Genomic DNA, 24535 nt, shown 5'->3' with positions numbered 1-24535 from the left:
ATGGTCGACACCACCCTCGTCGACCGCCACGAGCCGCTCTGGAAGCGGCTCCCCGTGGTGGTCCAGCTCCGTCGGAGCACCGGCTGGCAGCGCGCCATGCTCATCGTCGGCGTGGTCATCTGCGCCCTCTACCTGCTGATCGCGGTGTTCGCCCCGCTCCTCGCCCCGTACGGCTTCGGCCAGCTGCAGGGCGCGGACGGCCAGAGCTTCCCGCGCACCGGCGCACCGAACGCCGAGCACATCTGGGGCACCACGGTCGGCGGCTTCGACGTGTTCAGCCGGGTGCTCTACGGTGCCCGCACGGCCGTGCTCGTCGTCATCGTCGCCGTGGTCGTCTCGATCATCGTCGGCGTCCTGCTCGGCATGGTCTCCGGCTACCTGGGCGGCTGGCTGGACCGCGTCCTGGTGGTCGTGGCCGACGCCATCTACGCGTTCCCGTCGCTGCTGCTCGCGATCATCGTGTCCATCGTCATCTCCGGCGGCAACTCGAGCTACTCGGGCGGCATCATCGCGGCGGCGATCTCGATCACCGTCGTGTACGTGCCGCAGTACTTCCGCGTGGTCCGTGCCGAGGCCGTCCGGCTGAAGAACGACGCGTTCGTCGAATCGGCGCGCGTGATGGGCACCAACCCGTGGCGCATCATGACGCGGCACGTCCTGCGGAACTCGACGCGTTCCCTGCCGCTCATCCTGACGCTCAACGCGAGCGACGCGATCCTGACCCTGGCCGGCCTGGGCTTCCTCGGGTTCGGCATCGGCCCGACGTCCGGAGCCGAATGGGGCTACGACCTGAGCCGTGCGCTCTCCGACGTCGCGAGCGGCGTCTGGTGGACCGGTGTCTACCCGGGTGTCGCCATCGTCGTGCTCGTGCTCGGTGTCACCTTCATCGGCGAGAGCCTGAACGACATCTCCGACCCCCGCCTGCGCGCACGCCGACGGCTGAAGCAGCTGGTGTCCACGCGCGACACCAAGGCAGCGCGCGACACCAAGGCAGCGCGCGACGCCGAAGCACCGCGCGACGCCGAGGCACCGCGCAACGCCGGGAACGACACGGAAGGGACGGGCGCATGACCCCGACCACCCGCCTGCAGCCGGGCGACACCACCACCGAGCCGGTCGTCGTCGTCGACGACCTGACCGTCACGTTCGCGACCGACGGCGGTGCCGTCGACGCGGTCAAGGGCGTCAGCCTCGACGTCCGCCCCGGCGAGGTCCTCGCCCTGGTCGGCGAGTCCGGCTCCGGCAAGTCCGTCACGGCACGCAGCATGCTGCGGCTCATGCCGGAGACCGCGACCCTCGGCGGTGCGGTGCTGCTCGACGGCACCGACGTCGTGTCGGTCGGCTCGCAGAAGCTCCGCGAGCTCCGCGGGACGGCCGGGGCGATGGTGTTCCAGGAACCGTCGACCGCCCTGAACCCGGTCTTCACCGTCGGGTGGCAGATCGCCGAGGGGCTCCGCGCCCACGGCGGCATGTCCAAGAAGGAGGCACGGGCGAAGGCCATCGACTACCTCGGTCGCGTCGGCATCCCCGACCCCGAGACCCGCGTCGACCACTACCCGCACCAGTTCTCCGGTGGGCAGAAGCAGCGTGTGGTCATCGCGAGTGCACTCGCCCTCGAGCCGAGCGTCATCATCGCGGACGAGCCCACCACGGCGCTCGACGTCACGGTGCAGGCCGAGATCCTCGACCTGCTGCGGCGCTGCCGTGACGAGTTCGGCACCGCGATCGTCGTCATCACGCACAACATGGGCGTGGTCGCCGACCTGGCCGACCGCGTCGCCGTGATGTACCAGGGCGAGATCGTCGAAGAGGCCACGGCGACGGCCCTGTTCGCGACGCCGCAGGCCGACTACACCAAGCGGCTGCTCGCGGCGGTGCCACGGCTCGAGGCGTCCACCGGGGTGGCCCGGCGCGCCGCGATCTCCGAGGACGTCACGCCGCTGGTCGAGGCGAAGGGGCTCGAGATCGAGTACCCCGGGCGGCTCGGCTCGCCGGCGTTCAAGGCGGTCAAGGGCGTCGACCTGGCGATCCGTCCGGGTGAGGTCCTCGGCCTGGTGGGGGAGTCCGGCTCGGGCAAGACCACCATCGGCCGGGCCATGGCGGGCCTGACGAAGGTCACCGGCGGTTCGCTCAAGGTCCTCGGCGCCGAGATGCTCGGGTACCGCGAACGTGACTTCAAGCACCTGCGCAAGGACATCGGGTTCGTGTTCCAGGACCCGGCGACCTCGTTCAACCCGTTGCTGACGATCGCCGAGTGCGTCGCCGAGCCGCTGGTCGTGCACAAGGAGGTCTCGAGTCCCCGTGCCGCGCGCAAGCGGGTGGACGAGCTGCTCGAGGCCGTGCAGCTGCCGGCCGCCTACGGCGACCGCTACCCGCACGAGCTCTCCGGTGGGCAGCGCCAGCGCGCGTCGCTCGCCCGGTCGCTCGCCCTCCGGCCGAAGCTGCTCATCGCCGACGAGCCGACGAGTGCGCTCGACGTCTCCGTGCAGGCGCGCGTGCTCGAGCTCTTCCTCGAGCTGCAGCAGGACCTCGGCTTCGCGTCGCTGTTCATCAGCCACGACCTGGCGGTCGTGGGCGCGCTGTCGGACCGCATCGCCGTGCTGTACCGGGGCGACCTGGTCGAGACCGGCACGACCGCGCAGGTGCTCGGCAGCCCGCAGCACCCGTACACGCAGCGCCTGCTGGCGTCGCTGCCGGTGCCGGACCCGGCGGAGCAGGCGGAGCGACGGCGTACGCTGGAGCGACTGGAGAACGTCGGGTCCTGACCCGACGTGACCCGCCCTGGAGGCCCGGCCAGCGTCGTCGACGCACGCCGGGCCTCCAGGGCGGTCGTCTCCACTGCTGCACGCACGACGGACCTGCCAGGGCGGCCCGTCGCGAACCGCCGCCAGGGGGCGGCGTGGAAGGGGACCCATGATCGCGGTCAACGGACCGGCGGTCGTCGCGGACGACGTGTCGATCGAGTACCGGGGCGGACGCGGGGGCGAGTCCATCCGGGCCGTCGACGGCGTGAGCCTCACGGTCCGGCAGGGGGAGATCCTCGCCCTGCTCGGTGAGTCGGGCTCGGGCAAGTCGACCTTCGCCGCCGCCATCGCCGGGCAGCTCGGATCCCACGGCGAGGGCGAGGGCGCCCTCCGTCGGCACATCGTCGGTGGCGAGCTGACCGTGCTCGGCCAGAAGACCCGGGGTCTCCGTCCCTCGTCGCGCAAGCTCGAACGGCTGAGCGGCCGGATCGGCTACCTGCCGCAGGACGGCGCCGACCGGCTCAGCCCGGACCTGACCGTGGGCGAAGCCGTCGCCGAACCGATCTACGCACGCGACCGCCGGTTCGACCGGCGCGAGGCCGGGCTCATCGTGGCCCGGCTGCTCGACGCGGTGCACCTGCCGCTCGGGGCGATGCGCCTGAACACGTGGGAGCTCTCGAGCGGTCAGCGCCAGCGAGTCGCCCTGGCGAAGGCGCTCGTGCTCGAGCCCCAGCTCCTGGTCGCGGACGAACCAGCGCGCGGCGTCGACGTGCTCGTGCGGCAGTCCGTGCTCGAGGCCCTGGCGACCCTGCAGCGCGGCCGGCAGTTCTCCGCGGTCGTGGTGTCCAGCGACCTGCGCGAGGCCCGCGCCCTCGCCGACCGCGTCGCCGTGATGGCCGATGCCCGGCTCGTCGGGCTCGGCACCTTCGACGAGGTCCTCGACAACCCCGTCGACCCCTACGTCAAGACCCTCGCCTCGACCGCGGCCCGCGGCGTGAAGCGTCGTCCGGCACCGACGACGGCCCGCCGTTCGTCGGCGCCGCGCCGTCCGCTCGCCGCAGGCACCGGCCCGCGCACCGACCGTCAGGAGAACGCGTGAGCACCACCGCCCAGGGCCCCCGTGGGCACCGCGCCGTCGTCCCCACATCTGGTGCACCGCTGCCAATCGGGGCTCCGGAGCCCGGGCCGGTCGCCGTGCTGCCGGAACCGACGGACCTGCACGTGGACGCCGTGACCGAGGCCGGGGGCACCGTCGCGCCGCTCCACGCCGACACCCGCGGGGTCGTCTGGCTCGACCCCCGCGACCCGGCCGGCCTCGCCGACGCCCTGTCGTCCGCACCGGGGGTGGGCTGGGTGCAGCTGCCGTTCGCCGGCGTCGACGCCTTCGCGCACCTGATCCAGGAGCACGGCGACCGCGTGCTGTTCACCTCGGCCAAGGGTGCCTACGCGGAGCCGGTCGCCGAACACGCGCTGGCGCTGACCCTCGGCACGCTCCGGGTCCTGCAGAAGCGCGCCCGTGCGTCGTCGTGGGCGACCGAGCCCGAGGGTGTCTCGCTGTACGGGCGGAACGTCGTCGTGATCGGTGCCGGCGGGATCGCGCTCGAGTACCTCCGGCTGCTCGCGCCGTTCGACGTCGACGTCACCGTCGTGCGCCGCTCGCCCGACCCCGTGCCGGGAGCCGCGCGGACCGTCACCACCGACCACCTCGACCAGGTCCTGCCCGACGCCGACGTCGTGATGATCGCGGCGGCGATGACCTCGGGCACCGCGAAGCTCTTCGGTGAGCGGCAGTTCCGGATCATGAAGCCGTCCGCCCGGCTCGTGAACATCGCCCGCGGCGGACTCGTCGACACCGATGCACTGGTCGCCGCCCTGCGCACCGGAGAGATCGCCGCGGCGGGCCTCGACGTCACCGACCCCGAGCCGCTTCCCGACGGGCACCCGCTCTGGTCCGAGCCCGGTGCCGTCATCACCCCGCACCAGGCCGACACCCCGGAGATGGTCGCGCCCCTGCTCGCCGAGCGCGTCCGGCTCAACGCCGCAGCGTTCCTCGGTGGCCACGGCGAGGGCTTCGTCGGCGTCGTGGACCCGGTCGCCGGGTACTGACACGAAGGGCCCCGTTGTGCGGCGCGCCCGGGCGGCGTGTCCGATGCGGTGGAGGGCCTCGTGGTCCTGCTATGCTGTTACCCGTTGTTCGCACGTCATTCGCCAGCGGACAGTGATCCTCGATAGCTCAATTGGCAGAGCAGCCGGCTGTTAACCGGCAGGTTGTTGGTTCGAGTCCAACTCGGGGAGCGACAGGTCCTCATCCCTCCGGGGTGGGGACTTTTTGCGTTCCCGACGGTCCGGCGCCTTCGTCGGGTTCAGCGTGGCCCGCTGCTAGCCTGGGCCAGCGCACCCAGATCCACGGAAGGCCACTGTTCGATGTCGTTGACCACCGAGTCCGTCACCGGGCCGACGGTCGGCGGTCGGGCAGAGCGGATCCTCGGTCGGGCGAACCAGGTGCTGGCGTCCCGGACGGCGTTCGTCGTCGTGCTCGTCGCCTTCCTGCTGATGGGCTTCCTGTTCGCCGTGACCATCCACGTGCCGGCGTCGGCCGCCCCGGACGAGGTCCGGCACATCGGCAACATCCTGTTCTACGCGGAACGGCCCTGGACGGCCGGGCCGTTCGTGCACGACGCCGCGACGTCGACGCTCCGGCTCGGCGAGGTCACGCGGTTCCCGGCGTACCTGTACTACTACGTGATGTCGTTCCCGGCGAGGGCGGCCCTGGGGGTCGGGCTGGACCAGGAGCGGACCGTGATGGTCCTGCGGGGGATCGACGTCCTGGCGGCCGGCGCCGGTCTGTGCGCCCTGCGTGTGTTGTTCCGGAACGCCGGTGTCCCGACGGCGATCGGCCTGCTCGCGATCGTCGCGACGGCCTTCACCGGTCGGTACGTCTGGCAGGCCGCGACGATCAGCTACGACGCGCCGTCGATGGCGGCGTTCTTCCTGTTCGCCGCCGTCGCGGTCAAGGTGGCACGCGGCGGTGGTCTCCGCACGCTCGCGTGGTTGGTCGTCACCGCGATGCTCGCCCTGATGCTCAAGTACTCGCAGGCGCCACTCGTCCTCGCCGGGGCGTTCTTCGCGATCCTGTTCCGGTACCGCGTCGACGGGTTCTCGTGGCTCCGGCACCCGGTGCGGCGAGCCGTGGCGGGCTTCCGGGAGCGCCCGGGGCGGTCCGTCCTGCTGGTGGTGACCGGTGGCGTGTTGCTCGCGCTGGTCCTCGAACGTTTCGGCGTGAACCTGCTCGTCTACCGTGCCCTCAACCCCGACTGCGCCGAGATCCACAGCCGAGCTGCGTGCATGAACTTCGACATCTTCCGCCGCAACTACAACGCGACACGCTCCCACGACCTGGCCGTCGCCGCCGGGACCCTCGAACCGTTCCACCCGCTCGCGTTCCTGTGGACGTGGACCACCACCTACTTCCGGTCCCTCTTCTTCTTCTGGGGTCCGACCCTGCCGTGGCGGCCGAACCTCGGCGTCGTCGCCTTCGGAGCGACCGCGGTGCTCGCCGCAACCGTCATCGCAGCCACCCAGCTGCGTCGGGTGCTGCGTTCGGCTGCGACGTGGTGGCTGGCGGTCGTCCCGGTCGCCTACACGGTGGCGGTCCTCTGCTTCAACGCCGCGACGACCGTGAACCTCCGTCAGGAGTTCGCGTTCTCGGGCCGGTACCTGCTCCCGGTCCTGCCGATGATCGTCGCGGTGGTCCTGCTCGGCCTGACCGCGTGGCTCCGCCGACTGCAGGGGCGCGCCGCGACGGCCGCGTGGACCGTCGTGGTCGTCGTCGGCGTCGCGTTGTTCGCGTTGTACAACCCGATCAGCGCCTTCTTCCCCTACGCGTCGTCGCCGGCCTGGTACTCCGGTTGGGCGCAGGACGTCCTGCCGCACTGGCTGACCGGGGTCCGCTCGTGACGGCGGCACCGCGCACCCGCGCCGTCATCGTCGTGGCGCTCACGGTCCTGTTCTTCGTGGTCATCGGCGTCGCGGCGTTCGCCCGCACCGGGGGCACGAGCGCCGGCGAACGCCAGGTCGGGTCCTGCACGGTGCGCATCGCCCCGCAGCCGGGCTCCGTGACGGCGTGCGCTGGACAGGACCTCGGCGGCGTCGACCTCGCCACCCAGGACCTCCGCCTGGCCGACCTGCACGGCGCCGACCTGCGCGGGGCCGACCTGCGCCAAGCCGTCCTGTTCGGTGCGGACCTGCGGGACGCCGACCTGCGTGGGGCGGACCTGCACGGGGTCGACCTGTACAGCGCCGACCTCACGGGGGCCGACCTGCGGCAGACGGACCTCTCCGGTGCGAACCTCGTCGGCGCCGACATCAGCAACGCACGCCTGGACGGCGTCGACCTGACCAGTGCGAAGATCGAGGGACTGACGGTCCGCGGCACGCCGATGGAACTCGTCGACCGTCGGCTGCGCAGTCCCGACGGCGAGCGGATCGCCGTGCGCATCGACCTGGACCTGCCGCGCGGTGTGACCTCACGCAGCTGCGTCGACCGTCTGCTCCACGCGAAGGTCGGCGTCACCGAGGTCCGGTGCCGGATGAGCACCGACGCGCGCGAGGGCCGGCTCGACCAGCGGGCGACCATCACGGTCAGCGGCCCCACCGGCTGACCGATCTCGATCGTGCGGCTGCCACCCGGTCGATGCTGTTAGCGTTCACAGGTGCACCGTTCCCGTTCGCCTCGACTCACGCTCCTGGGCGTCGTCGTCGCCGTGACGGTGGTGCTCTCCGGCTGCAGCAGCGTCGGCCCGGACACCGATGCGTCCGAGGGTCCGACGAGCTCGGACACCGGCCTGGGCTCGGGCGCGTCGCCGGTGGTCTTCGCCTTCGTCTGCGACGGCGACGATTCGGACAGCGAGACCTTCACGACCTACTCGGCGGTGTGGGAGGCCGAGCGCTCCGACTGCTCGGCGAAGCGCCTGACGGGGTCGGTGCCGTCGAGCCAGCAGCGGGCAGCGGTGGCGGCGGCGCGCGGTGACGCGACCCTGGTCGAGCTCGCGAGCGCGTGCGCGGTCCGCGGCTCGGCGCCGTGGACGTCGGCGGTCGCCGACGCGCACGGTGCGCACGTGGCCGCCGGGCTCCTGCGGTACTGCCCCGGACACCCGGAGACCGACCGCCTGCGGGACGCCCTGGCTGCCTACCGGGGCTGATCCGGGCCTCCAGGCCGCCCGCCGGACCAGTGACGGGCTGGACGGCACAGGGTGCCGGAGGCGACTCGCGTCAGCCCTCGGGGTGGTCGCGACCCGGCAACCAGGACTGGCCGGGGCCGCCCCAGCTGCTCTTGCGGATCGCCTTCGCGACCTGCTTGCCGTAGGGGTGCACCAGGCGGTCGGCGTACAGCCAGCCGTCCAGGTGGTCGTACTCGTGCTGGAAGATCCGGGCCAGCCAACCGTGCGCCTCGACCTCGAACGGGGTGCCGTGCTCGTCGACCGCACGCAGCAGGGCGCCCTCGGAGCGACGCAGCGGGAAGCGCTCGCCCGGGATCGACAGGCAGCCCTCGGACTCCTCGTCCTCGTCGAGCTCCTCGACGGACTCGGGGACCGGGGGCTTGATCCACAGGACGGGGTTCACGGCGGCGCCCCGGTGCAGGACGTCGTCGTCGTCGGTGTACGAGTACACGAAGAGGCGCTTGCCGACGCCCACCTGCGGTCCGGCCAGGCCGACGCCCGGTGCCAGGTCCATGGTCTCGAGCATGTCGGCGACGAGGGTGCGGAGGTCGTCATCGAACGCGGTGACCTCGGCTGCACGCTCGTGCAGGACGGGTTCGCCGGTGATGCGGATCGGGAGAACGGCCATTCACCCAGGTTATCCGGCGGGGGACGGTAGCCTCGACGCGTGACGACGGACCTCCAGCTGCCCGACGCCGTGAGCAACCTCACGCCGTTCCAGGCGCTGATGATCCCGGTGGCGCTGATCGGTGCGGTGTTCCTGTCGCTCGGGGCGCAGTTCCAGAGCCGCGGGGTGCAGCGGGTCGAGGCGCGTCTGGGGCGGCAGTCGAAGGGGCTGAGCGTCCGGCACGTGGTCGGGCTCGTCTCGAGTGGCTACTGGGTGCTCGGCACGCTCATGCTCGGCATCGCGGTGGTGCTCCAGCTCGTCAGCATCACGTTCGCGCCCCTGATCGTCGTGCAGCCGCTGGGTGCCGTCGCGCTGGTCATCACGACGTGGTTCTCGTCGCGGTCGTCCGGTGTGCCGCTGGGGCGTCGTGCGCGGCGGGCGGTGTGGACGTGCATCATCGGCGTCGGCATCTTCGTCGGGATCGCGGCGTTCGTCGGGCACGAGAGCGCGATCACCCGGCAGCAGCTCGTCACCGTGCTGGTGATCCTCGCCGTCGTGCTGGTGCTCGTGCTGGTGTCGTTCCGTCTGGTGGCCAAGCACCGCAGTGCGCTCTACTACATCGTCGGGGCGGGGGTGCTCTACGGGTTCGTGGCGACGCTGGCCAAGGTCGTGCTGAACCGGTTCGTGAACGGCACCTTCGACTGGCTCACCGTGCTCGCCATCGTCGGGGTGGTCGTGGCGGCGTCGCTCGGCGGGTACTTCGTGCAGAACGCGTACTCGAGCGGTTCGGCCGACCTCGTGATCGCGGGGCTGACGGTGATCGATCCGATCGTCGCGGTCGGCATCGGCGTCATCGTGCTCGACGAGGCCTCGGGGGCGCCGTGGTTCGCGGTCGCGGGCTTCGTGGTGGCCGCGGGCATCGCCATCACCGGGGTGTTCCTGCTCGCCAAGCACCACCCGCAGACCAGGGCCTGACGCAGGCCGGCGCGGGCGATCCGCCGCGACCGCGGCGGTGCACTCGCCGCGCTCCCCGATGCTCCCCGATGCTCCCCGCCCTCATCCGCGCGGCTGACGCGACCGTCGATCCTGGTGCGATAGCGTCACTGCCGACCAGCCATCGCCCACGAGAGGACGAACTCAGCCGTGTCAGGAGACGCCACCACCGCCACCGCCGGACCGACGGAAGCGACGGGCGGTCACCGACCGTTGCGCGTGCTGATCGCAGCGGACACCTTCGCCCCCGACGTCAACGGCGCCGCCACCTTCGCCGAGCAGCTCGCCGTCGGCCTGGCCGAGCGCGGGCACGAGGTGCACGTCGTCGCACCGGCCTCGAGCCGCCACCACGGCACGTTCGACGAGGAGCACCACGGCGTCACGCTCGTCGTGCACCGCCTGAAGTCGTACAAGTGGCCGCTGCACCCGTGGCTGCGCTTCGTGTGGCCGTGGAGCGTCCGGAAGTGGACCGGCCCGATCCTCGACGCCGTCAAGCCCGACGTGCTGCACATCCAGTCGCACGTGGTCATTGGCCGCGGCATCGTGCACGAGGCGAACGACCGCGGCATCCGGGTCATCGCGACGAACCACTTCATGCCGGAGAACCTGCTCGAGTACACCCCGTTCGGCAAGTGGACGCTGCCCCTCGCGCTGAAGATCGCGTGGAGCGACGCCGCCAAGACCTACCGGCTGGCCGACACCATCACGACGCCGACGAACCTGGCCGCCGACTACCTGCGGAAGGCCATCGCCGGCCAGCAGGTCCTGGCGATCTCGTGCGGCATCGACGCGTCCCGGTACGTGGCACGCGAGGGACGCCCGGTCAACAACGACATCGTCTTCGTGGGTCGTGTGGCCCCCGAGAAGAACCTCGACGTGCTGGTCCGTGCGGTGGCGCTGCTGCCCGCCGAGCTGTCCGCGACACTGACCATCGTCGGCGACGGCGAAATGATCCCGAAGCTCACCGCCTTGGCGAAGGAGCTCGGGCTCGAGGACCGCGTGCGGTTCCTGGGCTTCGTCTCCGACGAGCGCAAGCAGGAGGCCCTGACCAACGCGACGGTGTTCGCGATGCCGTCCACGGCGGAACTGCAGAGCATCTCGTCGCTCGAGGGGATGGCCTCGGGGCTGCCCGTCGTCGCCGCCGACTCGATGGCGCTGCCGCACCTGATCGACGGCAACGGGCACCTGTTCGCGCCGGGCGACGTGGCCGACCTGGCGGCGAAGCTCACGGCGGTGCTCACCGCGCCCGAGTCGGCGTACGTGGCGATGCGGGAGCGCAGTCTGGCCATGATCGAGGCACACGACATCAACCGCACGCTGTCGACGTTCGAGTCGCTGTATCGTGGTGAGCCGGTGGCCTGAGGGTCTCCGGCGAGGGGCGGTAGCCAAGCTGGTCAAGGCAGTCGGCTCATAACCGAACGATCCGCGGGTTCGAGTCCCGCCCGCCCTACGTGCACATGCCAAGGAAGCGCGACACGTCGCAGGACGACCACGCACCGACACCGAACGTCACCTTCGAGGTGACCCGTGGCGGAACCGGCGTGCGCGTCAACGCCTTCCGCCTCGGGTTCATGGGTGCCATCGGGGTGCTCGTCGCGCTGCTCGCCGGTGCGATCATCAACGAGCTCAGCACGGTGCTGGTCTACATCGGTGTCGCACTGTTCCTGGCGCTCGGGATCGACCCCCTCGTGTCGTTCCTGGAGCGGATCATCCCGCGCTGGTCCGCCATCACGATCGTCGTGGTCGCGGTGCTCGGGGCCTTCGCCGGCATCGTGTTCGCCGTGGTGCCGATCCTGGTGGAGCAGGCGTCGAACCTGATCCAGAACTTCCCCGACATCGTGCAGGACATCTCGCAGCAGCAGTGGGTGCAGGACCTGTCGAAGCAGTTCGCCGGGTCGTTCGACATCGACCACGCCCTGCAGTCGCTGCAGTCGTTCGTCGAGAAGCCGGGCAACCTGCTCAGCGTCGGCGGCGGGATCCTGGCGGTCGGCAGCGGCATCCTGTCCGGCGTCACCGGGGCGCTCATCGTCATCATCCTGATGCTCTACTTCCTCGCGTCGATGCGGGGCATGAAGCGTGCGACGTACCGGTTCGTGCCGGCGTCGCGCCGCCAGAACTTCATCGACGTGAGCGAGCAGATCACGCAGGCCGTCGGCCGGTACGTCGTCGGGCAGGTGTCGCAGGCGCTCATCAACGGCATCCTGAGCTTCGTCTTCCTGCTCATCATCGGGGCGCCGCTGCCGGTGCTGCTCGCGTCGTTCGCGTTCCTCGGCTCACTCATCCCGCTCGTCGGCACGCTCGCCGCCGCGATCGTGATCTCGCTGCTCTGCTTCTTCGCATCGCCGGCGACCGCCCTCGCCGCCGCGATCTACTACCTGGTCTACATGCAGGTCGAGGCCTACCTGATCTCCCCGCGGATCATGTCGCGCGCGGTCCAGGTACCCGGCGCGCTCGTGGTCATCGCGGCGGTCGCGGGCGGCACGATCGGCGGGGTGCTCGGCGCGCTCGTGGCGCTGCCCGTCGCAGCGTCCGTCATCATCATCGTGCAGAAGGTCATCTACCCCCGCCAGGAGCAGGCGTGACGAGCGGCACCGGCGCACCCGACGACACGGCCGTCGCCGCCTTCACCGAGCACGCCCACGACCGTGACCGCTGGGCGCGCAGTGCGCGTGGGCCACTCGCCCTGGTGAACGCCCAGCACGTCGACCACCCGCAGCCGGTCTGGCCGGTCCCCGGCACGTGGGCACCGGCCGTCGGCGGACTCACCGTGACGGCCGAGGCATCCGACGGCGTCGTCGTCGACGGCGTCCCGGTCGACGGTACGGTCCTGGTGGCCGGGGACACCGCCGTCGTGCCGTCGACCGTCGCGCTGCCGGACGGCCTCGCCGGCACCGTCAGCGGCGACACCCTGCGCGTCTGGGACCCGTCGTCCGAGGCGGTCGCCCGCTTCGCGCAGATCGCCCGCTTCGCGTGGTCCGGCGACTGGGTGACGTCCGGCACGTACGTCCCGCTGGCGGGAGACGCCCTGGAGGCCCGTGGCAGCGTCCGCGACGCCGCCGGCGACGCCCTGCCGGTCGCCGGACACGTCGAGACCGTCGTGGGTGGTGCCACGGTGCGGTTCGTCGCCGTCCGGTCGGCCGCCCACCGCGGAGCCCCGCGGCTGCAGCTCATCGTGCAGGACGCCACGAGTGCCCTGGCCGAGGACGACCCGGGCAGCACCTACTCAATGGGTCGGTTCCTGTACCTCGACGACCCGGGCGCCGAGGCCACGGTCGAGCTCGACTGGAATCGCCTGGTCCTGCCGCCGTGCGCGTTCTCGTACCAGTACGCGTGCCCGATCCCACCGGAGGACAACCGCGTCCCGGTGCGGATCACGGCGGGGGAGCGACACCCGGTCGACGCGAACGGTGCCGTCCTGCACTGATCGGGGTCGGGTCCTTGCCGTTCCCAGCCGCAGCGCTGCATAATGGGCGTGTCCCGTCGGGACATCACAATCGCATACCGATGGTTCCGTGGCCCCTCGGGTCAGGATCCTCCGCACCAGGTCGATGGGGAAGTCGCACCTGACGTATCGGAGGAACCGTGAACGGAACGACGACAGGAGTGCTCTACGTGCACTCCTCACCCCGCGCGCTCTGCCCGCACGTCGAATGGGCAGCAGGTCGCGCGATGAACCGCGCCGTGAACTTCTCGTGGCTCGACCAGCCCGCACAGGACGGTGCGCGCCGGACCGAGTACACGTGGACCGGTGCCGTGGGTGCCGGTGCCGCGATCGCGTCGGCCCTGCGCGGGTGGGAACACCTGCGGTACGAGGTCACCGAGGAGCCGACGAGTGCCTCGGACGGCGGCCGTTGGATGCACACGCCCGACCTCGGCGTGTTCTACGCGCAGACCGACGTCACGGGCAACATGGTCATCCCCGAGGACCGGGTGCGCTACGCGATGGAGGTCGCGGGCAGCAACGCCCTCGAGCTGCACCGCGAGCTCCGACTCGCCCTCGGGCAGGCCTGGGACGACGAGCTCGAGCCCTTCCGCCACGCGGCCGAGGGCAACCCGGTCGTCTGGCTGCACCGCGTCGGCTGACCCGACCGCCGGACCGGGCACCGCAACGACGGAAGCCCGCCCCGACGACGCGGGACGGGCCTCCAGGCCGGGGCGGACGTGCCCCGGGGACGGACGGATCAGACGCTGCGGAACGCGACCACGGCGTTGTGGCCGCCGAAGCCGAACGAGTTGCTGACCGCGAGCAGGTCGCCCTCGGGCAGCGCACGCGGCTCGCGGGCCACGTCCATGACGATCTCCGGGTCCTGGTCGTGCAGGTTGATCGTCGGCGGGGCGACGCGGTTGTGCAGCGCGAGGACGGTGAAGACCGCCTCGATCGCACCCGCACCACCGAGCAGGTGTCCCGTCGAGGCCTTGGTCGCGGACACCACGACGTCGTCCAGGTGGTCGCCGAAGACGCGACGCATCGCGTGGTACTCGGCGACGTCACCGACCGGGGTCGAGGTGGCGTGGGCGTTCACGTGCACGACGTCCTCGCGGCTGGCGTCGGCGTGCTCGAGTGCCTGCAGGACGGCACGGGCGGCGGCGCTGCCCTCGGGGTCCGGCGCGGTGATGTGGAAGGCATCGGAGGTGATGCCGGCACCGGCGACCTCGGCGTAGATGGTCGCGCCGCGGGCTTCCGCGTGCTCCTTCGACTCGAGGATGAGCGCCGCTGCGCCGTCACCGAGCACGAAGCCGTCACGCGTGACGTCGTACGGACGCGACGCGGTCTCGGGGGAGTCGTTGCGGCGCGACAGGGCCTGCATCGCGGCGAACGCGGCCAGCGGGAGCGGGTGCAGCGCTGCCTCGGCGCCACCGGTGATGACGATGTCGGCGTCGCCGTCGGCGATGTGCCGGTACGCCTCGGCCAGCGACTCGGTCGAGGACGCGCAGGCGGACAGGTAGGTGCGGGCACCACCACGGGCGCCGAACTCCATCTCGATGGCGGCGGCCGGGCCGTTCGCCATGAGCATCGGGACCGTCATCGGCAGGACGCGACGCGGACCCTTCTCGCGCAGGGTGTCCCAGGCGTCGAGCAGCGTGTTCACACCGCCGATGCCGGTCGCCCAGTCGACGATCAGGCGCTCGGGGACGACCGACTCGTCGTCGATGCCGGCGTCGGCCCAGGCCTCGCGTGCCGCGACGAGCGACAGCTGCGACGAGGGGTCGAGCCGCTTCGACTCCGGGCGGGTGAGCTGGTCGGTGAGGAACCGCCGCGCCTGGCCGGCGAACTCCACGGGGAGTTCGAGCTCGGCGTAGCGGGGGTCCTCGATGCGGGTGATGCCGGACTTGCCGGCGAGCAGCGCGTCCCAGGTGTCCGGGGCGGTCGCGGCGAGGGGTGAGATCGCACCGATCCCGGTGACGACGACGGTCTTCTTGGTCATGGAACGACGTGTTCTTTCGTTGGGGTGAACAAGATGAGCGCCGCGGCCCGCAGGGGTCCGCGGGCCGCGGCGCTCAGGAAGCTCGTGTCAGGCCTGGGCCTTGACGATGTAGTCGACCGCGTTGCCCACGGTCTTGAGGTTCTTGACCTCTTCGTCCGGGATCTTCACGTCGAACTTCTCCTCGGCGTTGACCACGATGGTCATCATCGAGATGGAGTCGATGTCGAGGTCGTCCGTGAAGGACTTGTCGGCGGCGACGGTGTCGGTGGCGATACCGGTCTCGTCGTTGATCAGCTCGGCCAGGCCGGCGAGGACTTCTTCGTTGGACAGGGCCATGAGTGTTCTCCTTGAAGGGGGGTGTCGTTTGACCGTTGACCAGCCTAGGGCACGCGGGGTCCGGGTGCGCGGAGGCTCGTCGGGATGGGGCCGGCCGCGTGGTGGCGCGACCGGGAGGGGATCAGGGGAGGACGACCACCTGCGCGCCGAACACGAGTCCGGCGCCGAAGCCGATCTGCAGGGCGAGGCCGCCCGACAGGTCCGGGTGCTCCTCGAGCAGGCGGTGCGTGGCGAGCGGGATGCTCGCGGCGGAGGTGTTGCCGGTGGTGGTGATGTCGCGGGCGATCGTCACCGTCTCGGGCAGGCCGAGCTGCTTCGCGAACTCGTCGATGATGCGGATGTTCGCCTGGTGCGGCACGAACGCGGCGAGGTCTTCGGGGCGGACCCCGGCGGTCTCGAGCGCCTGACGCGCGACCTTGACCATCTCCCAGACGGCCCAGCGGAACACCGTCTGCCCGGCCTGGCGCATCGTGGGACGGGGTGCCCCGGCCTCCCACTCGTTGTAGGTCGCGGTCATGCCGATGGCGTCCCACTTCGAGCCGTCGGAACCCCAGATGGTGGGGGCGATGCCCGGGAAGTCGCTCGGGCCGATCACCGCGGCGCCGGCACCGTCCCCGAGCAGGAACGAGATCGAGCGGTCGGTCGGGTCGACGACGTCGCTGAGCTTCTCGGCCCCGACGACCAGGACGTGGTCGGCGAGTCCGGACTTGATGAACGAGTCCGCCTGGGCGATGCCGTAGGCGTACCCGGCACAGGCGGCGCTGATGTCGTACGCGGCGGCCGGGGTGGCACCGATGCGCTCGGCGAGCAGCGACGCCATCGACGGGGTCGCGACGGTGTGCGTGACGGTGCTCACGAGCACGACGCCGATCTGGGACGGCTCGATGCCGGCCTTCTCGATGGCCTCGCGCGCGGCCGCCTCGGCGAGGTCGACTGCCTCGACGTCCTTGCCGGCGCGCTTGCGGGTGATGATGCCGGTGCGCTGGCGGATCCACTCGTCGGACGAGTCGATCGGGCCGACGAGGTCGTCGTTCGGCACGACGTTCTCGCCGCGGGCGGCGCCGAACGCCAGGATCCGGGTGAAGTCGTGGCCTCGGCGCTGCTGGAGCAGCGGGCGCGCGGATCCGGTCGGGAGGCCCGTGGGGGCGTCCGTCGGGGTGGTCGGGTCGGTCATGCGGTTGCGTCTGCTTCCTGGCCCGCGCGCTGCAGCAGGTCGATCGCTGCAGGCAGGTCGTCGGGGGTCTTGATGGCGACGGTCGGCGTGCCGCGGAGGCCGCGCTTCGCCAGGCCGACGAGGGCACCGGCGGGTGCGAGCTCGATGATGCCGGTCACGCCGGCGGCGGAGAAGGACTCCATGACCGCGTCCCAGTGCACGGGGTTCGCGATCTGCTGGACCATCAGGTCGACGAAGCGGCGACCGTCCTCGACCCGGGCGCCGTCGGCGTTGGTCCAGATCGGCAGGGTCGGGTCCTGCACGGTGGCGGCAGCCGCGACCGGGGCGACGCGCTCGACGGCGGGCGCCATGTACCGGGTGTGGAAGGCGCCGGCCACGGCGAGCGGGATGACGCGGGCCTTCGCGGGCGGGTCGGCGGCGAGGGCGGCGATCGCGTCGGCCGCACCGGCGACGACGGTCTGGCCGCCACCGTTGTGGTTCGCGGGCACCAGACCGTGCTCGGCGAGGGCTGCGGTCACGGCGTCGGCGTCACCACCGAGCACGGCGGCCATCGAGGTCGGCTCGAGCGCTGCGGCGTCGGCCATGGCCCGGCCACGCTCGGCGACCAGTGCGACGGCGTCGGTCGGCTCGAGGATCCCGGCGACCGCGGCGGCGGTGAACTCGCCCACCGAGTGTCCGGCGACCCCGCCCACCAGGGCGCGACGGCCATCGGCGAGCAGCGCGTCCGCGGTCACCAGGCCGGCGGCGACGATGAGGGGCTGTGCGAGTGCGGTGTCCTTGATGGTGTCCGCGTCGGAGTTCGTACCGTGCTCGGCGAGGTCGACGCCGATCGACTCCGACCACTGCCCGACTCGTTCACGAACGGTGGCGTCCTCGAGCCAGGGGGCGAGGAAGCCGGGGGTCTGGGAGCCCTGTCCGGGCGCGACGACGACGATCACCGGACAATCCTCGCGTTCTCGTCCCGCGGGGCCCGTGTGGACTTCCCACACGAATCCCCGCGGGACATTGTCGGTTCTCTACCGTCCGGCGTGTTCTGCTGGCCGGCGTTCTGCCGCGGTGCGCGCTACCGCCGTTGGGTGGTGCGGCGGCGTCCGGTCGCGGACTCGGACATCGCGCCGAGGATGAGCGCCGACTGCACGATCAGGGCGTCGCGGGCGTGCGTGGCGTCCCAGCCGATGATGTCGGCGACCCGGCGCAGGCGGTAGCGCACGGTGTTCGGGTGCACGAAGAGCTCGCGCGCCGTCGCCTCGAGCGAGCGGCCGGTGTCCAGGTAGCACCACAGCGTCTGCAGGAGCTCGGTCGACTGGTCCTTGAGCGGGACGTAGATGCGCTGCACCAGGGCCGACCGGGCGAGCGGGTCGCCCGCCAGCGCACGTTCGGGCAGCAGGTCGTCGGCCAGGGCCGGACGCGGCACGCCGCGCCAGGCACGCGCGACGGCGAACCCGGCGAGGGCCGCCTTCGCGCTGGTCGACGCGTCGACCACCCCGGGGACCTCGTTGCCGAGCACCAGGTGCCCGTCGCCGAACAGCGGCTCGAGGGCCTGCGCGATGGTCGTGAAGGAGACGGGCTCCTCGCCCTCGGGGACGTCATCGCGAGGGGTGGAGCGGCCGATCACCACGACGAGCCGCGACCCCTGGACCCCGACGAGCACGTCGGCGTCCATGTGCCGAGCGGTGCGCCGGACCTGGTCGACCTCGAGCTGCTTCGGTGCGGTGCCGACGAGCACCGCGACCTCGCCGTGGCCGTGCCACCCGAGGGCGGCGATGCGGGAGGGCAGTTCGTCGTCGTACTCGCCGGAGAGGATCGAGTCGACCACGAGCGCTTCGAGCCGGGCGTCCCACAGGCCGCGGGCCTCGGCCGCACGGGCGTAGACGTCGGCTGCGGCGAACGCGATGTCGCGGGAGTACTTGAGGATCGCCTCCTGCAGCATCTCGTCGTCGGCGGCGCGTTCCTCGACCACGGTCACCACGACGCGGATGAGCTGCAGGGTCTGCTGCAGGCTCACCGAGCGCAGGAGTTCCCGCGGTGCGGACCCGAAGACGTCGGCCGCGGCGATCCACGGCGTCGACGCGGTGCCCTCGAGCCAGCTGATGAAGGAGGTGATGCCGGCCTGGGCGACGAGGCCCACGGCGGAGCGGCGCCCCGGCGGCATCTCGCTGTACCAGGGGAGCGTGTCCTCGAGCCGCTTGATCGTGGCGGTGGAGAGTTCTCCGGACACCTGACGGAGCCAGGAGAGCGCACGCTCGCGCGCGCTCTCCTGGCTCTCGTGGTCCGGGCGGACCGTCGTCACGGGTTGATCAGCTCTCGCCGCCCGCGCTGCCGGTGGTGCCGGCGGTCACGTCGTGCAGGCGGTACTTGTCGATCGCCTGCTGGACGAGCGCCCCGTCGACCTTGCCCTGGCGGGCGAGCTGCTGCAGCGTCCGCACGACGACCGAGGGGCCGTCGATGTGGAAGAAGCGGCGAGCGGCCGGACGGGTGTCCGAGAAGCCGAAGCCGTCGGCGCCGAGCGTGGCGTAGTCGGTCGGCACGAACGGGCGGATCTGCTCCTGCACCAGGTGCATGAAGTCGCTCACGGCGACGACCGGTCCCTCGGTACCGAGCAGACGCTCGGTGACGAACGGCGTGCGGGCCTGCTCGTTCGGGTTGAGGAACGCCTGCTGCTCGGCGGCCACACCGTCGCGGTACAGCTCACCCCAGCTCGTGACGCTCCACACGTCGGCCGATACGCCCCAGTCCTCGGCGAGGAGCTGCTGCGCCTCGAGGATCCACGGCACGGCGACACCGGACGCGAGCAGCTGGGCCTTCGGGCCGTCGTGCTCGCTCGGCTTGAGCAGGTACATGCCCTTGAGGATGCCCTCGACGTCGACGCCCTCGGGCTCGGCCGGCTGGACCAGCGGCTCGTTGTAGACCGTCAGGTAGTACATGACGTTCGGGTCGGCGTGCTTCGGCGAGCCGTCCTCGTTCGTGCCGTACATGCGGTCGAGGCCGGCCTTCACGATGTGGCCGATCTCGTAGCCGTACGCCGGGTCGTACGAGACGACCGCCGGGTTCGTCGTGGCGAGGAGCGGCGAGTGGCCGTCCGCGTGCTGCAGGCCCTCGCCCGTCAGCGTGGTGCGGCCGGCCGTCGCGCCGATCATGAAGCCACGGGTCATCTGGTCGCCGGCGGCCCAGATGGCGTCGCCGGTGCGCTGGAACCCGAACATCGAGTAGAAGACGTAGACCGGGATGAGCGGCTCGCCCTGCGTCGAGTACGAGGTACCGACCGCGGTGAACGCCGCGAGGGCGCCCGCCTCGTTGATGCCGACGTGGATGATCTGGCCCTGCGGGCTCTCCTTGTAGGCCAACAGGAGCTCGCGGTCGACCGACGTGTAGTGCTGGCCGTTCGGGTTGTAGATCTTCGCCGACGGGAAGTAGGCGTCCATGCCGAACGTGCGTGCCTCGTCCGGGATGATCGGGACCACGCGGTCACCGAAGTCGGGCGATCGCAGCAGGTCCTTCAGCAGGCGCGCGAACGCCATGGTGGTGGCGACCTCCTGCTTGCCGGAGCCCTTCTTGACGACCTGGTACTTCGAGTCGTCCGGCAGCGTGAAATGCGTGTACTTCGTGCGGCGTTCCGGCACGTAGCCACCGAGCGCGCGACGACGCTCGTGCATGTACTGGATGGCCTCGTCGTCGTTCCCCGGGTGGTAGTACGGCGGCGTGTACGGGTTCTCTTCCAGCTGCGCGTCGGAGATCGGGATGCGCATCTCGTCGCGGAACTGCTTGAGGTTGTCGAGCGTGAGCTTCTTCATCTGGTGGGTCGCGTTGCGGCCCTCGAAGCTCGGGCCGAGGCCGTAGCCCTTGACCGTCTTGGCCAGGATGACGGTCGGCTGGCCCTTGTGCTCGGTCGCGGCCTTGAACGCGGCGTAGACCTTGCGGTAGTCGTGGCCACCGCGCTTGAGGTTCCAGATCTGGTCGTCGGTGTAGTCCTTGACGAGCTCGAGCGCCTTCGGGTCGCGCCCGAAGAAGTTCTCGCGCACGTAGGCACCGTTCTCGGCCTTGTACGTCTGGTAGTCGCCGTCCGGCGTCTGGTTCATCAGGTTGAGGAGCGCGCCCTCGGTGTCACGGGCGAGCAGGTCGTCCCACTCGCGGCCCCAGACGACCTTGATGACGTTCCAGCCCGCACCGCGGAAGAACGCCTCGAGTTCCTGGATGATCTTGCCGTTGCCACGGACCGGACCGTCGAGTCGCTGCAGGTTGCAGTTGATGACGAAGTTCAGGTTGTCGAGGCCGTCGTTCGCTGCGACCTGGAGCTGCCCGCGGGACTCGACCTCGTCCATCTCGCCGTCGCCCAGGAACGCCCAGACCTGCTGGTCCATGGCGTCCTTGATGCCGCGGTTCGAGAGGTACTTGGCCTGCTGCGCCTGGTAGATCGCGTTGATCGGGCCGATGCCCATCGACACGGTCGGGAACTGCCAGAAGTGCGGCATGAGGCGCGGGTGCGGGTACGAGGACAGGCCGCCGCCGGCGTGCGACTTCTCCTGCCGGAACCCGTCGAGCTGGTCCTCGGAGAGGCGCCCTTCCATGTACGCGCGGGCGTACATGCCGGGGGAGGCGTGGCCCTGGAAGAACACCTGGTCGCCACCGGAGGGGTGGTCCTGCGCGCGGAAGAAGTGGTTGTAGCCGACCTCGTACATCGCGGCGCTCGACGCGTACGTCGAGATGTGCCCGCCGACCGCGATGCCCGGACGCTGTGCGCGGTGCACCGTGATGGCCGCGTTCCAGCGGATCCAGCGGCGGTAGCGGCGCTCCAGCTCTTCGTCGCCGGGGAACTCCGGCTCGTTCTCCGGCGCGATGGTGTTCACGTAGTCCGTCGTCGGGACCATCGGCACACCGAGGTGCAGTTCCTTGGACCGCTTGAGCAGGCTCAGCATGATCTCGCGACCGCGCTGGTGTCCGTGGGTCTGGACCAGCCCGTCGAGGGACTCACGCCATTCGGCGGTCTCCTGCGGATCCTGGTCGTTCGCCCCGGTGCTGTACGGGTCCTGGTCGTTCACCGTCACCCTTGACCTCGTTCGTTCTCGTGGTGGTGGACATGGTGGCTCCGGTGGTCGGGTCGCGACCGGCTGGGGCCCCGTCCACTCTAGGCCCCAGGACCGACGCTGATGCTGATGGTGACGTGCAGGTGGACGGGTGCTTGCATTCGCGTGTCGTCGGCGTAGCATGGCCGATCGTGCACACGCGATCCGCGGCGCACGGACCCGACGGGCACACCCCACGCCCGAGGAAGAAGCACACGTAGCGATGGCACTGGAGATCGGCTCACTCGCGCCGGACTTCGAGCTCCCGAACCAGTTCGGTGAGCACGTCCGACTCAGCGACTTCCGCGGCAACCGCCCGGTCGCACTCGTCTTCTTCCCGCTGGCGTTCTCGTCCGGGTGCACGAACGAGCTCTGCACCCTGCAGGACAACATCACGATGTTCCAGGACCAGCGCATCGAGCTCCTCGGCATCTCGGTCGACTCGAAGGCGACGCTCCGGTCGTTCGCCGAGACGAACGGCTACGACTTCGAGCTGCTCGCCGACTTCTGGCCGCACGGCGCGGTCTCGAAGGAGTACGGCGTGTTCCTCGAGCAGAAGGGCTTCGCCACGCGCGCGACCTTCGTCATCGACGTGCAGGGCCGCATCAAGGCCTCGATCATCACCGAGCCCGGACTCCAGCGCGACGTCGCCGAGTACAAGGCGGCCCTCGACCGGCTCGCCGCCTGCCCGGCACCCGTCCCCGTCGGCTAGCGTTCCGAATCCCTCCTGACGGACGCGTCCGCGTCGACGTCCGGACAGGAGGCCCGGTGCACGCCACCGACACCGACCCGCGTGGTCGCGGGGTCGCCGCTGCTCCGTACGCCCCGTACCCGGTGCGCGTCACGCCCGGTGCCTGGGGGCTGAGCCGGACGGTCGTGGATGCCCCCACCGGGCCCGTCGTGGTGCACCACCGTGCCGGGCCGGACCCGCTCCTGCTGCTGCACGGCGTCGCCGGCTCCTGGTCGACGTGGACGCCGTTGCTGCGCGCCGCGGACGGGATCGGGGACCGCGGGCTGGTGCTCGTCGACCTGCCCGGCTGGGGGTCCTCGCCGGCGCCGGACGGTCCGCTCGGGCTCGACGCCGTCACGGGTGCCGTGTCGGCGGTCCTCGGCGCGCTGGGCGTCGGCGCGGTCGACGTGGTCGGGCACTCGATGGGCGCGTTCGTCGGGTTGCACCTGGCGGTGGTGGCGCCCGAGCGGGTGCGCTCGCTCGCCCTGGTGTCCGGCACCACGGTCGCGACGGCCGGTGCGGCTCGGCACCCCGTCCGCGCGATCCGCACGCTGCCGGCGTTCACCCTCCTGCGTGCCGGCCTCACGGTGACCGGTGGCGCCGCTCGGCCACTGCTCCGGGGGATCGCGCGGATCGGCCTGTTGCCGCTCGTCGCCGCGCCGGTGTTCACGCACGTGCGACGCCTGGACCCGAGCGTGCTGGAGGCCTTCGTCGAGGAGCTCCGGCCGCAGCAGTTCACCGAGGCGGCACGGTCCGCGGCGGCGTACGACGTCGACCGGTGGCGCGCGATCGCCTGCCCCGTGACCGCGATCGCCGGGCGCGACGACGTGTTCGCCCGTGTCTCGGACCTGCAGGCCCTGCGGGAGATCGTGCCGCAGGTCCGGACGGTGCTGCTCGACGACTGCGGACACTTCGCCCACGTCGAGCGTCCCGACGCGGTCCGGCGGGAGCTCGGGCTCCACTGAGCCGGTCGGGCCGCGTCAGGTGTGGACGGGGAACGTCGCGGCGACGCGGGAGCGCACCTCGGCGACGACGGCCTCGCGCATCGCCGGGGAGAACAGCGAGTGGTCGCCGTCCTCGACGCGGACGACGGACACCGAGCCGCGACGGTCGTCACCGGGCCAGCGCCGGACGGCCTTCTGCCCACCGAGCCGGTCGAACAGCGCGGCGTCCTCCGGGGCGACGATCACGACGACGTCGGTGCCGTGCTCGACGAGCGGGCGGACGTGGCCGACGACCCCACCCATCCGGTCGCGACGGGCGATCCGGTCGCGGACGGCCTTCGGCACGAACCGGTTGTACCGCTCGCGCACCCACATCCGGGCGGGCGACGGGGCGTCGATCGCCCGGACCCCGTCGGCGTACGAGCCGGGCTCGGCCGGCACGCGACGGTAGTCGTTCGGGCTGATCTCGACGACCAGGCGAGGCGCTTCCTCGACGGCGCGGCCCGCGACCCAGGCGCCGGCGCACATGCCGACGAGCACGAGCCGGTCCGAGGGCGTGGCGAGGGCGGCGACGACGGCGGACTGGTCCTCCACCCACTCCTGCGCGAACAGGAAGCTCCGCTCGTCCTCGTGCACGCCGGTGCTCTCGCCGGTGGCACGGCGGTCGACCCGGACGACCCGGGCGCCGTCGCGGGCGAGGGCCCGGGCGAGTTCGACCTGGTAGTCGGTGGCACCCACGCGGTGCTCGGCGCCGCCGCTGTGGAGCACGACGACGGGGGCGTCGTGGTGCTGGGCGGACGAGACGGTCTCGATCCCGAACAGACCCCGATCGCCGAGGTGGACGATCCGCTCCGACACACGGCCGTCGACGTCGAGGACCTCGTCGAGGACGGGCGTGCGGAGGGGCACCGCCGACTCGGGAGCCCATCCGTCGAGCCAGGCGACGACGGTGTCCACCGCGGCTCCGGGGATGCGGGCGTGGATGCTCGTGCCGTCGAGGAGCTCGGCGCTGCCGGCGACCTCGGTCACGTCGACGCCACCGAGGGGCTTCGGCGGCCGGGCACCCGGACGGACGAGCGCGACGGTGGGCCCGGTGCGCGGGGCGAAGGCGAGGTCCGAGAGCGCGGCTGCCTCGTCGGACTCGACGTCGAACCCGATCAGGCTCTCGACGCCGTCGACCACACGGTCGGCACCGATCGTGATGGTCGCGAGGGCGCGCTGCCGACGGAGCCACCCCTTGCCCGATGCCGGGGCGTCCCAGACGACGAGGCCGTCGGTGTCCGCGGCCGCGTTCGCCGCGAC

General features: G+C 71.5%; 22 protein-coding genes and 2 tRNA genes. 16 read left to right on the top strand and 8 right to left on the bottom strand.

The window, feature by feature from the left end; translation table 11 throughout:
- The 8 genes from H7A73_RS15345 (at position 1) to H7A73_RS15310 (ending at position 7945) form a co-directional block, all read left to right on the top strand.
- The gene (locus tag H7A73_RS15345; RefSeq protein ID WP_182066749.1) at positions 1–1071 is read left to right on the top strand and encodes an ABC transporter permease; all 1071 of its coding nucleotides are present in this window, start codon (positions 1–3) and stop codon (positions 1069–1071) included.
- Positions 1068–2765 carry an ABC transporter ATP-binding protein gene (locus tag H7A73_RS15340; RefSeq protein WP_182066748.1) on the top strand — a complete coding sequence of 566 codons (1698 nt, stop codon included), beginning with the start codon at positions 1068–1070 and terminating at the stop codon, positions 2763–2765. The genes H7A73_RS15345 and H7A73_RS15340 overlap by 4 nt, the downstream gene beginning before the upstream one ends.
- 148 nt (positions 2766–2913) lie before the next feature.
- On the top strand, positions 2914–3843 hold the full coding sequence (locus H7A73_RS15335) for an ATP-binding cassette domain-containing protein (RefSeq protein WP_110864664.1): 930 nt from the start codon (positions 2914–2916) through the stop codon (positions 3841–3843).
- Positions 3840–4850 carry a D-isomer specific 2-hydroxyacid dehydrogenase family protein gene (locus H7A73_RS15330; RefSeq protein ID WP_259362934.1) on the top strand — a complete coding sequence of 337 codons (1011 nt, stop codon included), beginning with the start codon at positions 3840–3842 and terminating at the stop codon, positions 4848–4850. Before H7A73_RS15335 ends, H7A73_RS15330 begins: the two co-directional genes overlap by 4 nt.
- Positions 4851–4966: 116 nt before the next feature.
- Positions 4967–5039: transfer RNA gene (locus H7A73_RS15325), tRNA-Asn, on the top strand.
- 129 nt (positions 5040–5168) lie between these two features.
- Positions 5169–6701: a hypothetical protein gene (locus H7A73_RS15320; protein WP_182066747.1), complete on the top strand. Its 1533-nt coding sequence runs from the start codon at positions 5169–5171 to the stop codon at positions 6699–6701.
- Entirely contained in the window at positions 6698–7405 is a 708-nt protein-coding gene (locus tag H7A73_RS15315; protein WP_182066746.1) for a pentapeptide repeat-containing protein, read from the top strand. Before H7A73_RS15320 ends, H7A73_RS15315 begins: the two co-directional genes overlap by 4 nt.
- A 51-nt stretch (positions 7406–7456) precedes the next feature.
- Positions 7457–7945, top strand: coding sequence for a hypothetical protein (locus H7A73_RS15310; RefSeq protein WP_182066745.1), 489 nt, complete (start codon positions 7457–7459; stop codon positions 7943–7945).
- A gap of 70 nt (positions 7946–8015) precedes the next feature.
- On the opposite strand, the gene def is transcribed toward H7A73_RS15310, so the two are convergent.
- On the bottom strand, positions 8016–8591 hold the full coding sequence (def, locus tag H7A73_RS15305; protein WP_182066744.1) for a peptide deformylase: 576 nt from the start codon (positions 8589–8591) through the stop codon (positions 8016–8018).
- A gap of 39 nt (positions 8592–8630) precedes the next feature.
- Here def and H7A73_RS15300 point away from each other — a divergent pair, with 39 nt between their 5' ends.
- The 6 genes from H7A73_RS15300 to H7A73_RS15275 all read left to right on the top strand — a co-directional run bounded on the left by H7A73_RS15300 (position 8631) and on the right by H7A73_RS15275 (position 13646).
- Positions 8631–9545: a DMT family transporter gene (locus H7A73_RS15300; RefSeq protein WP_182066743.1), complete on the top strand. Its 915-nt coding sequence runs from the start codon at positions 8631–8633 to the stop codon at positions 9543–9545.
- Positions 9546–9713: 168 nt separating this feature from the next.
- Positions 9714–10925, top strand: coding sequence for a glycosyltransferase (locus H7A73_RS15295; RefSeq protein ID WP_182066742.1), 1212 nt, complete (start codon positions 9714–9716; stop codon positions 10923–10925).
- 13 nt (positions 10926–10938) lie between these two features.
- Positions 10939–11013 (top strand) — tRNA-Ile (locus H7A73_RS15290).
- 7 nt (positions 11014–11020) lie between these two features.
- Positions 11021–12145, top strand: a complete 1125-nt coding sequence (locus tag H7A73_RS15285; protein ID WP_182066741.1) for an AI-2E family transporter — start codon at positions 11021–11023, stop codon at positions 12143–12145.
- Entirely contained in the window at positions 12142–12987 is an 846-nt protein-coding gene (locus tag H7A73_RS15280) for a DUF1684 domain-containing protein (RefSeq protein WP_182066740.1), read from the top strand. The genes H7A73_RS15285 and H7A73_RS15280 overlap by 4 nt, the downstream gene beginning before the upstream one ends.
- A gap of 158 nt (positions 12988–13145) precedes the next feature.
- On the top strand, positions 13146–13646 hold the full coding sequence (locus H7A73_RS15275; RefSeq protein WP_027465337.1) for a DUF3145 domain-containing protein: 501 nt from the start codon (positions 13146–13148) through the stop codon (positions 13644–13646).
- Between the two features lie 98 nt (positions 13647–13744).
- Here H7A73_RS15275 and H7A73_RS15270 read toward each other — a convergent pair whose 3' ends face one another.
- From H7A73_RS15270 to aceE, 6 genes are all read right to left on the bottom strand, one after another.
- Positions 13745–14989: a beta-ketoacyl-[acyl-carrier-protein] synthase family protein gene (locus tag H7A73_RS15270; RefSeq protein WP_110862099.1), complete on the bottom strand. Its 1245-nt coding sequence runs from the start codon at positions 14987–14989 to the stop codon at positions 13745–13747.
- Between the two features lie 87 nt (positions 14990–15076).
- A complete protein-coding gene (locus H7A73_RS15265) occupies positions 15077–15325 on the bottom strand; it encodes an acyl carrier protein (RefSeq protein ID WP_017886710.1) in 249 nt (82 codons plus the stop codon).
- 121 nt (positions 15326–15446) lie between these two features.
- A complete protein-coding gene (locus tag H7A73_RS15260) occupies positions 15447–16499 on the bottom strand; it encodes a beta-ketoacyl-ACP synthase III (RefSeq protein WP_247737828.1) in 1053 nt (350 codons plus the stop codon).
- Positions 16496–17437 carry an ACP S-malonyltransferase gene (locus tag H7A73_RS15255; RefSeq protein WP_182066739.1) on the bottom strand — a complete coding sequence of 314 codons (942 nt, stop codon included), beginning with the start codon at positions 17435–17437 and terminating at the stop codon, positions 16496–16498. The genes H7A73_RS15260 and H7A73_RS15255 overlap by 4 nt, the downstream gene beginning before the upstream one ends.
- 125 nt (positions 17438–17562) lie before the next feature.
- Positions 17563–18789: a PucR family transcriptional regulator gene (locus tag H7A73_RS15250; RefSeq protein WP_182066738.1), complete on the bottom strand. Its 1227-nt coding sequence runs from the start codon at positions 18787–18789 to the stop codon at positions 17563–17565.
- A 7-nt stretch (positions 18790–18796) separates the two neighbouring features.
- Positions 18797–21541: a pyruvate dehydrogenase (acetyl-transferring), homodimeric type gene (aceE, locus tag H7A73_RS15245; RefSeq protein WP_182066737.1), complete on the bottom strand. Its 2745-nt coding sequence runs from the start codon at positions 21539–21541 to the stop codon at positions 18797–18799.
- 241 nt (positions 21542–21782) lie between these two features.
- On the opposite strand from aceE, the gene H7A73_RS15240 reads away from it, so the two are divergent.
- Positions 21783–22271: a peroxiredoxin gene (locus H7A73_RS15240; protein WP_182066736.1), complete on the top strand. Its 489-nt coding sequence runs from the start codon at positions 21783–21785 to the stop codon at positions 22269–22271.
- Positions 22272–22327: 56 nt separating this feature from the next.
- Positions 22328–23254, top strand: a complete 927-nt coding sequence (locus H7A73_RS15235; protein WP_182066735.1) for an alpha/beta fold hydrolase — start codon at positions 22328–22330, stop codon at positions 23252–23254.
- A gap of 15 nt (positions 23255–23269) precedes the next feature.
- On the opposite strand, the gene H7A73_RS15230 is transcribed toward H7A73_RS15235, so the two are convergent.
- A partial coding sequence (locus H7A73_RS15230) for an alpha/beta fold hydrolase (protein WP_182066734.1) occupies positions 23270–24535 on the bottom strand: 1266 nt, incomplete at its 5' end.

It is taken from the genome of Curtobacterium sp. ME12, from assembly GCF_903970855.1.
GTDB classification, from domain to species: domain Bacteria; phylum Actinomycetota; class Actinomycetes; order Actinomycetales; family Microbacteriaceae; genus Curtobacterium; species Curtobacterium poinsettiae_A.
This window is presented reverse-complemented; position numbering and strand designations above follow the sequence as displayed.

Coding starts and splice junctions, on each gene's coding strand:
- H7A73_RS15285 (WP_182066741.1), top strand. CDS start 11,021: ATGCCAAGGAAGCGCGACACGTCGCAGGACGACCACGCACCGACACCG.
- H7A73_RS15320 (WP_182066747.1), top strand. CDS start 5,169: ATGTCGTTGACCACCGAGTCCGTCACCGGGCCGACGGTCGGCGGTCGG.
- H7A73_RS15265 (WP_017886710.1), bottom strand. CDS start 15,325: ATGGCCCTGTCCAACGAAGAAGTCCTCGCCGGCCTGGCCGAGCTGATC.
- H7A73_RS15260 (WP_247737828.1), bottom strand. CDS start 16,499: ATGACCGACCCGACCACCCCGACGGACGCCCCCACGGGCCTCCCGACC.
- H7A73_RS15335 (WP_110864664.1), top strand. CDS start 2,914: ATGATCGCGGTCAACGGACCGGCGGTCGTCGCGGACGACGTGTCGATC.
- def (WP_182066744.1), bottom strand. CDS start 8,591: ATGGCCGTTCTCCCGATCCGCATCACCGGCGAACCCGTCCTGCACGAG.
- H7A73_RS15345 (WP_182066749.1), top strand. CDS start 1: ATGGTCGACACCACCCTCGTCGACCGCCACGAGCCGCTCTGGAAGCGG.
- H7A73_RS15340 (WP_182066748.1), top strand. CDS start 1,068: ATGACCCCGACCACCCGCCTGCAGCCGGGCGACACCACCACCGAGCCG.
- H7A73_RS15240 (WP_182066736.1), top strand. CDS start 21,783: ATGGCACTGGAGATCGGCTCACTCGCGCCGGACTTCGAGCTCCCGAAC.
- H7A73_RS15270 (WP_110862099.1), bottom strand. CDS start 14,989: ATGACCAAGAAGACCGTCGTCGTCACCGGGATCGGTGCGATCTCACCC.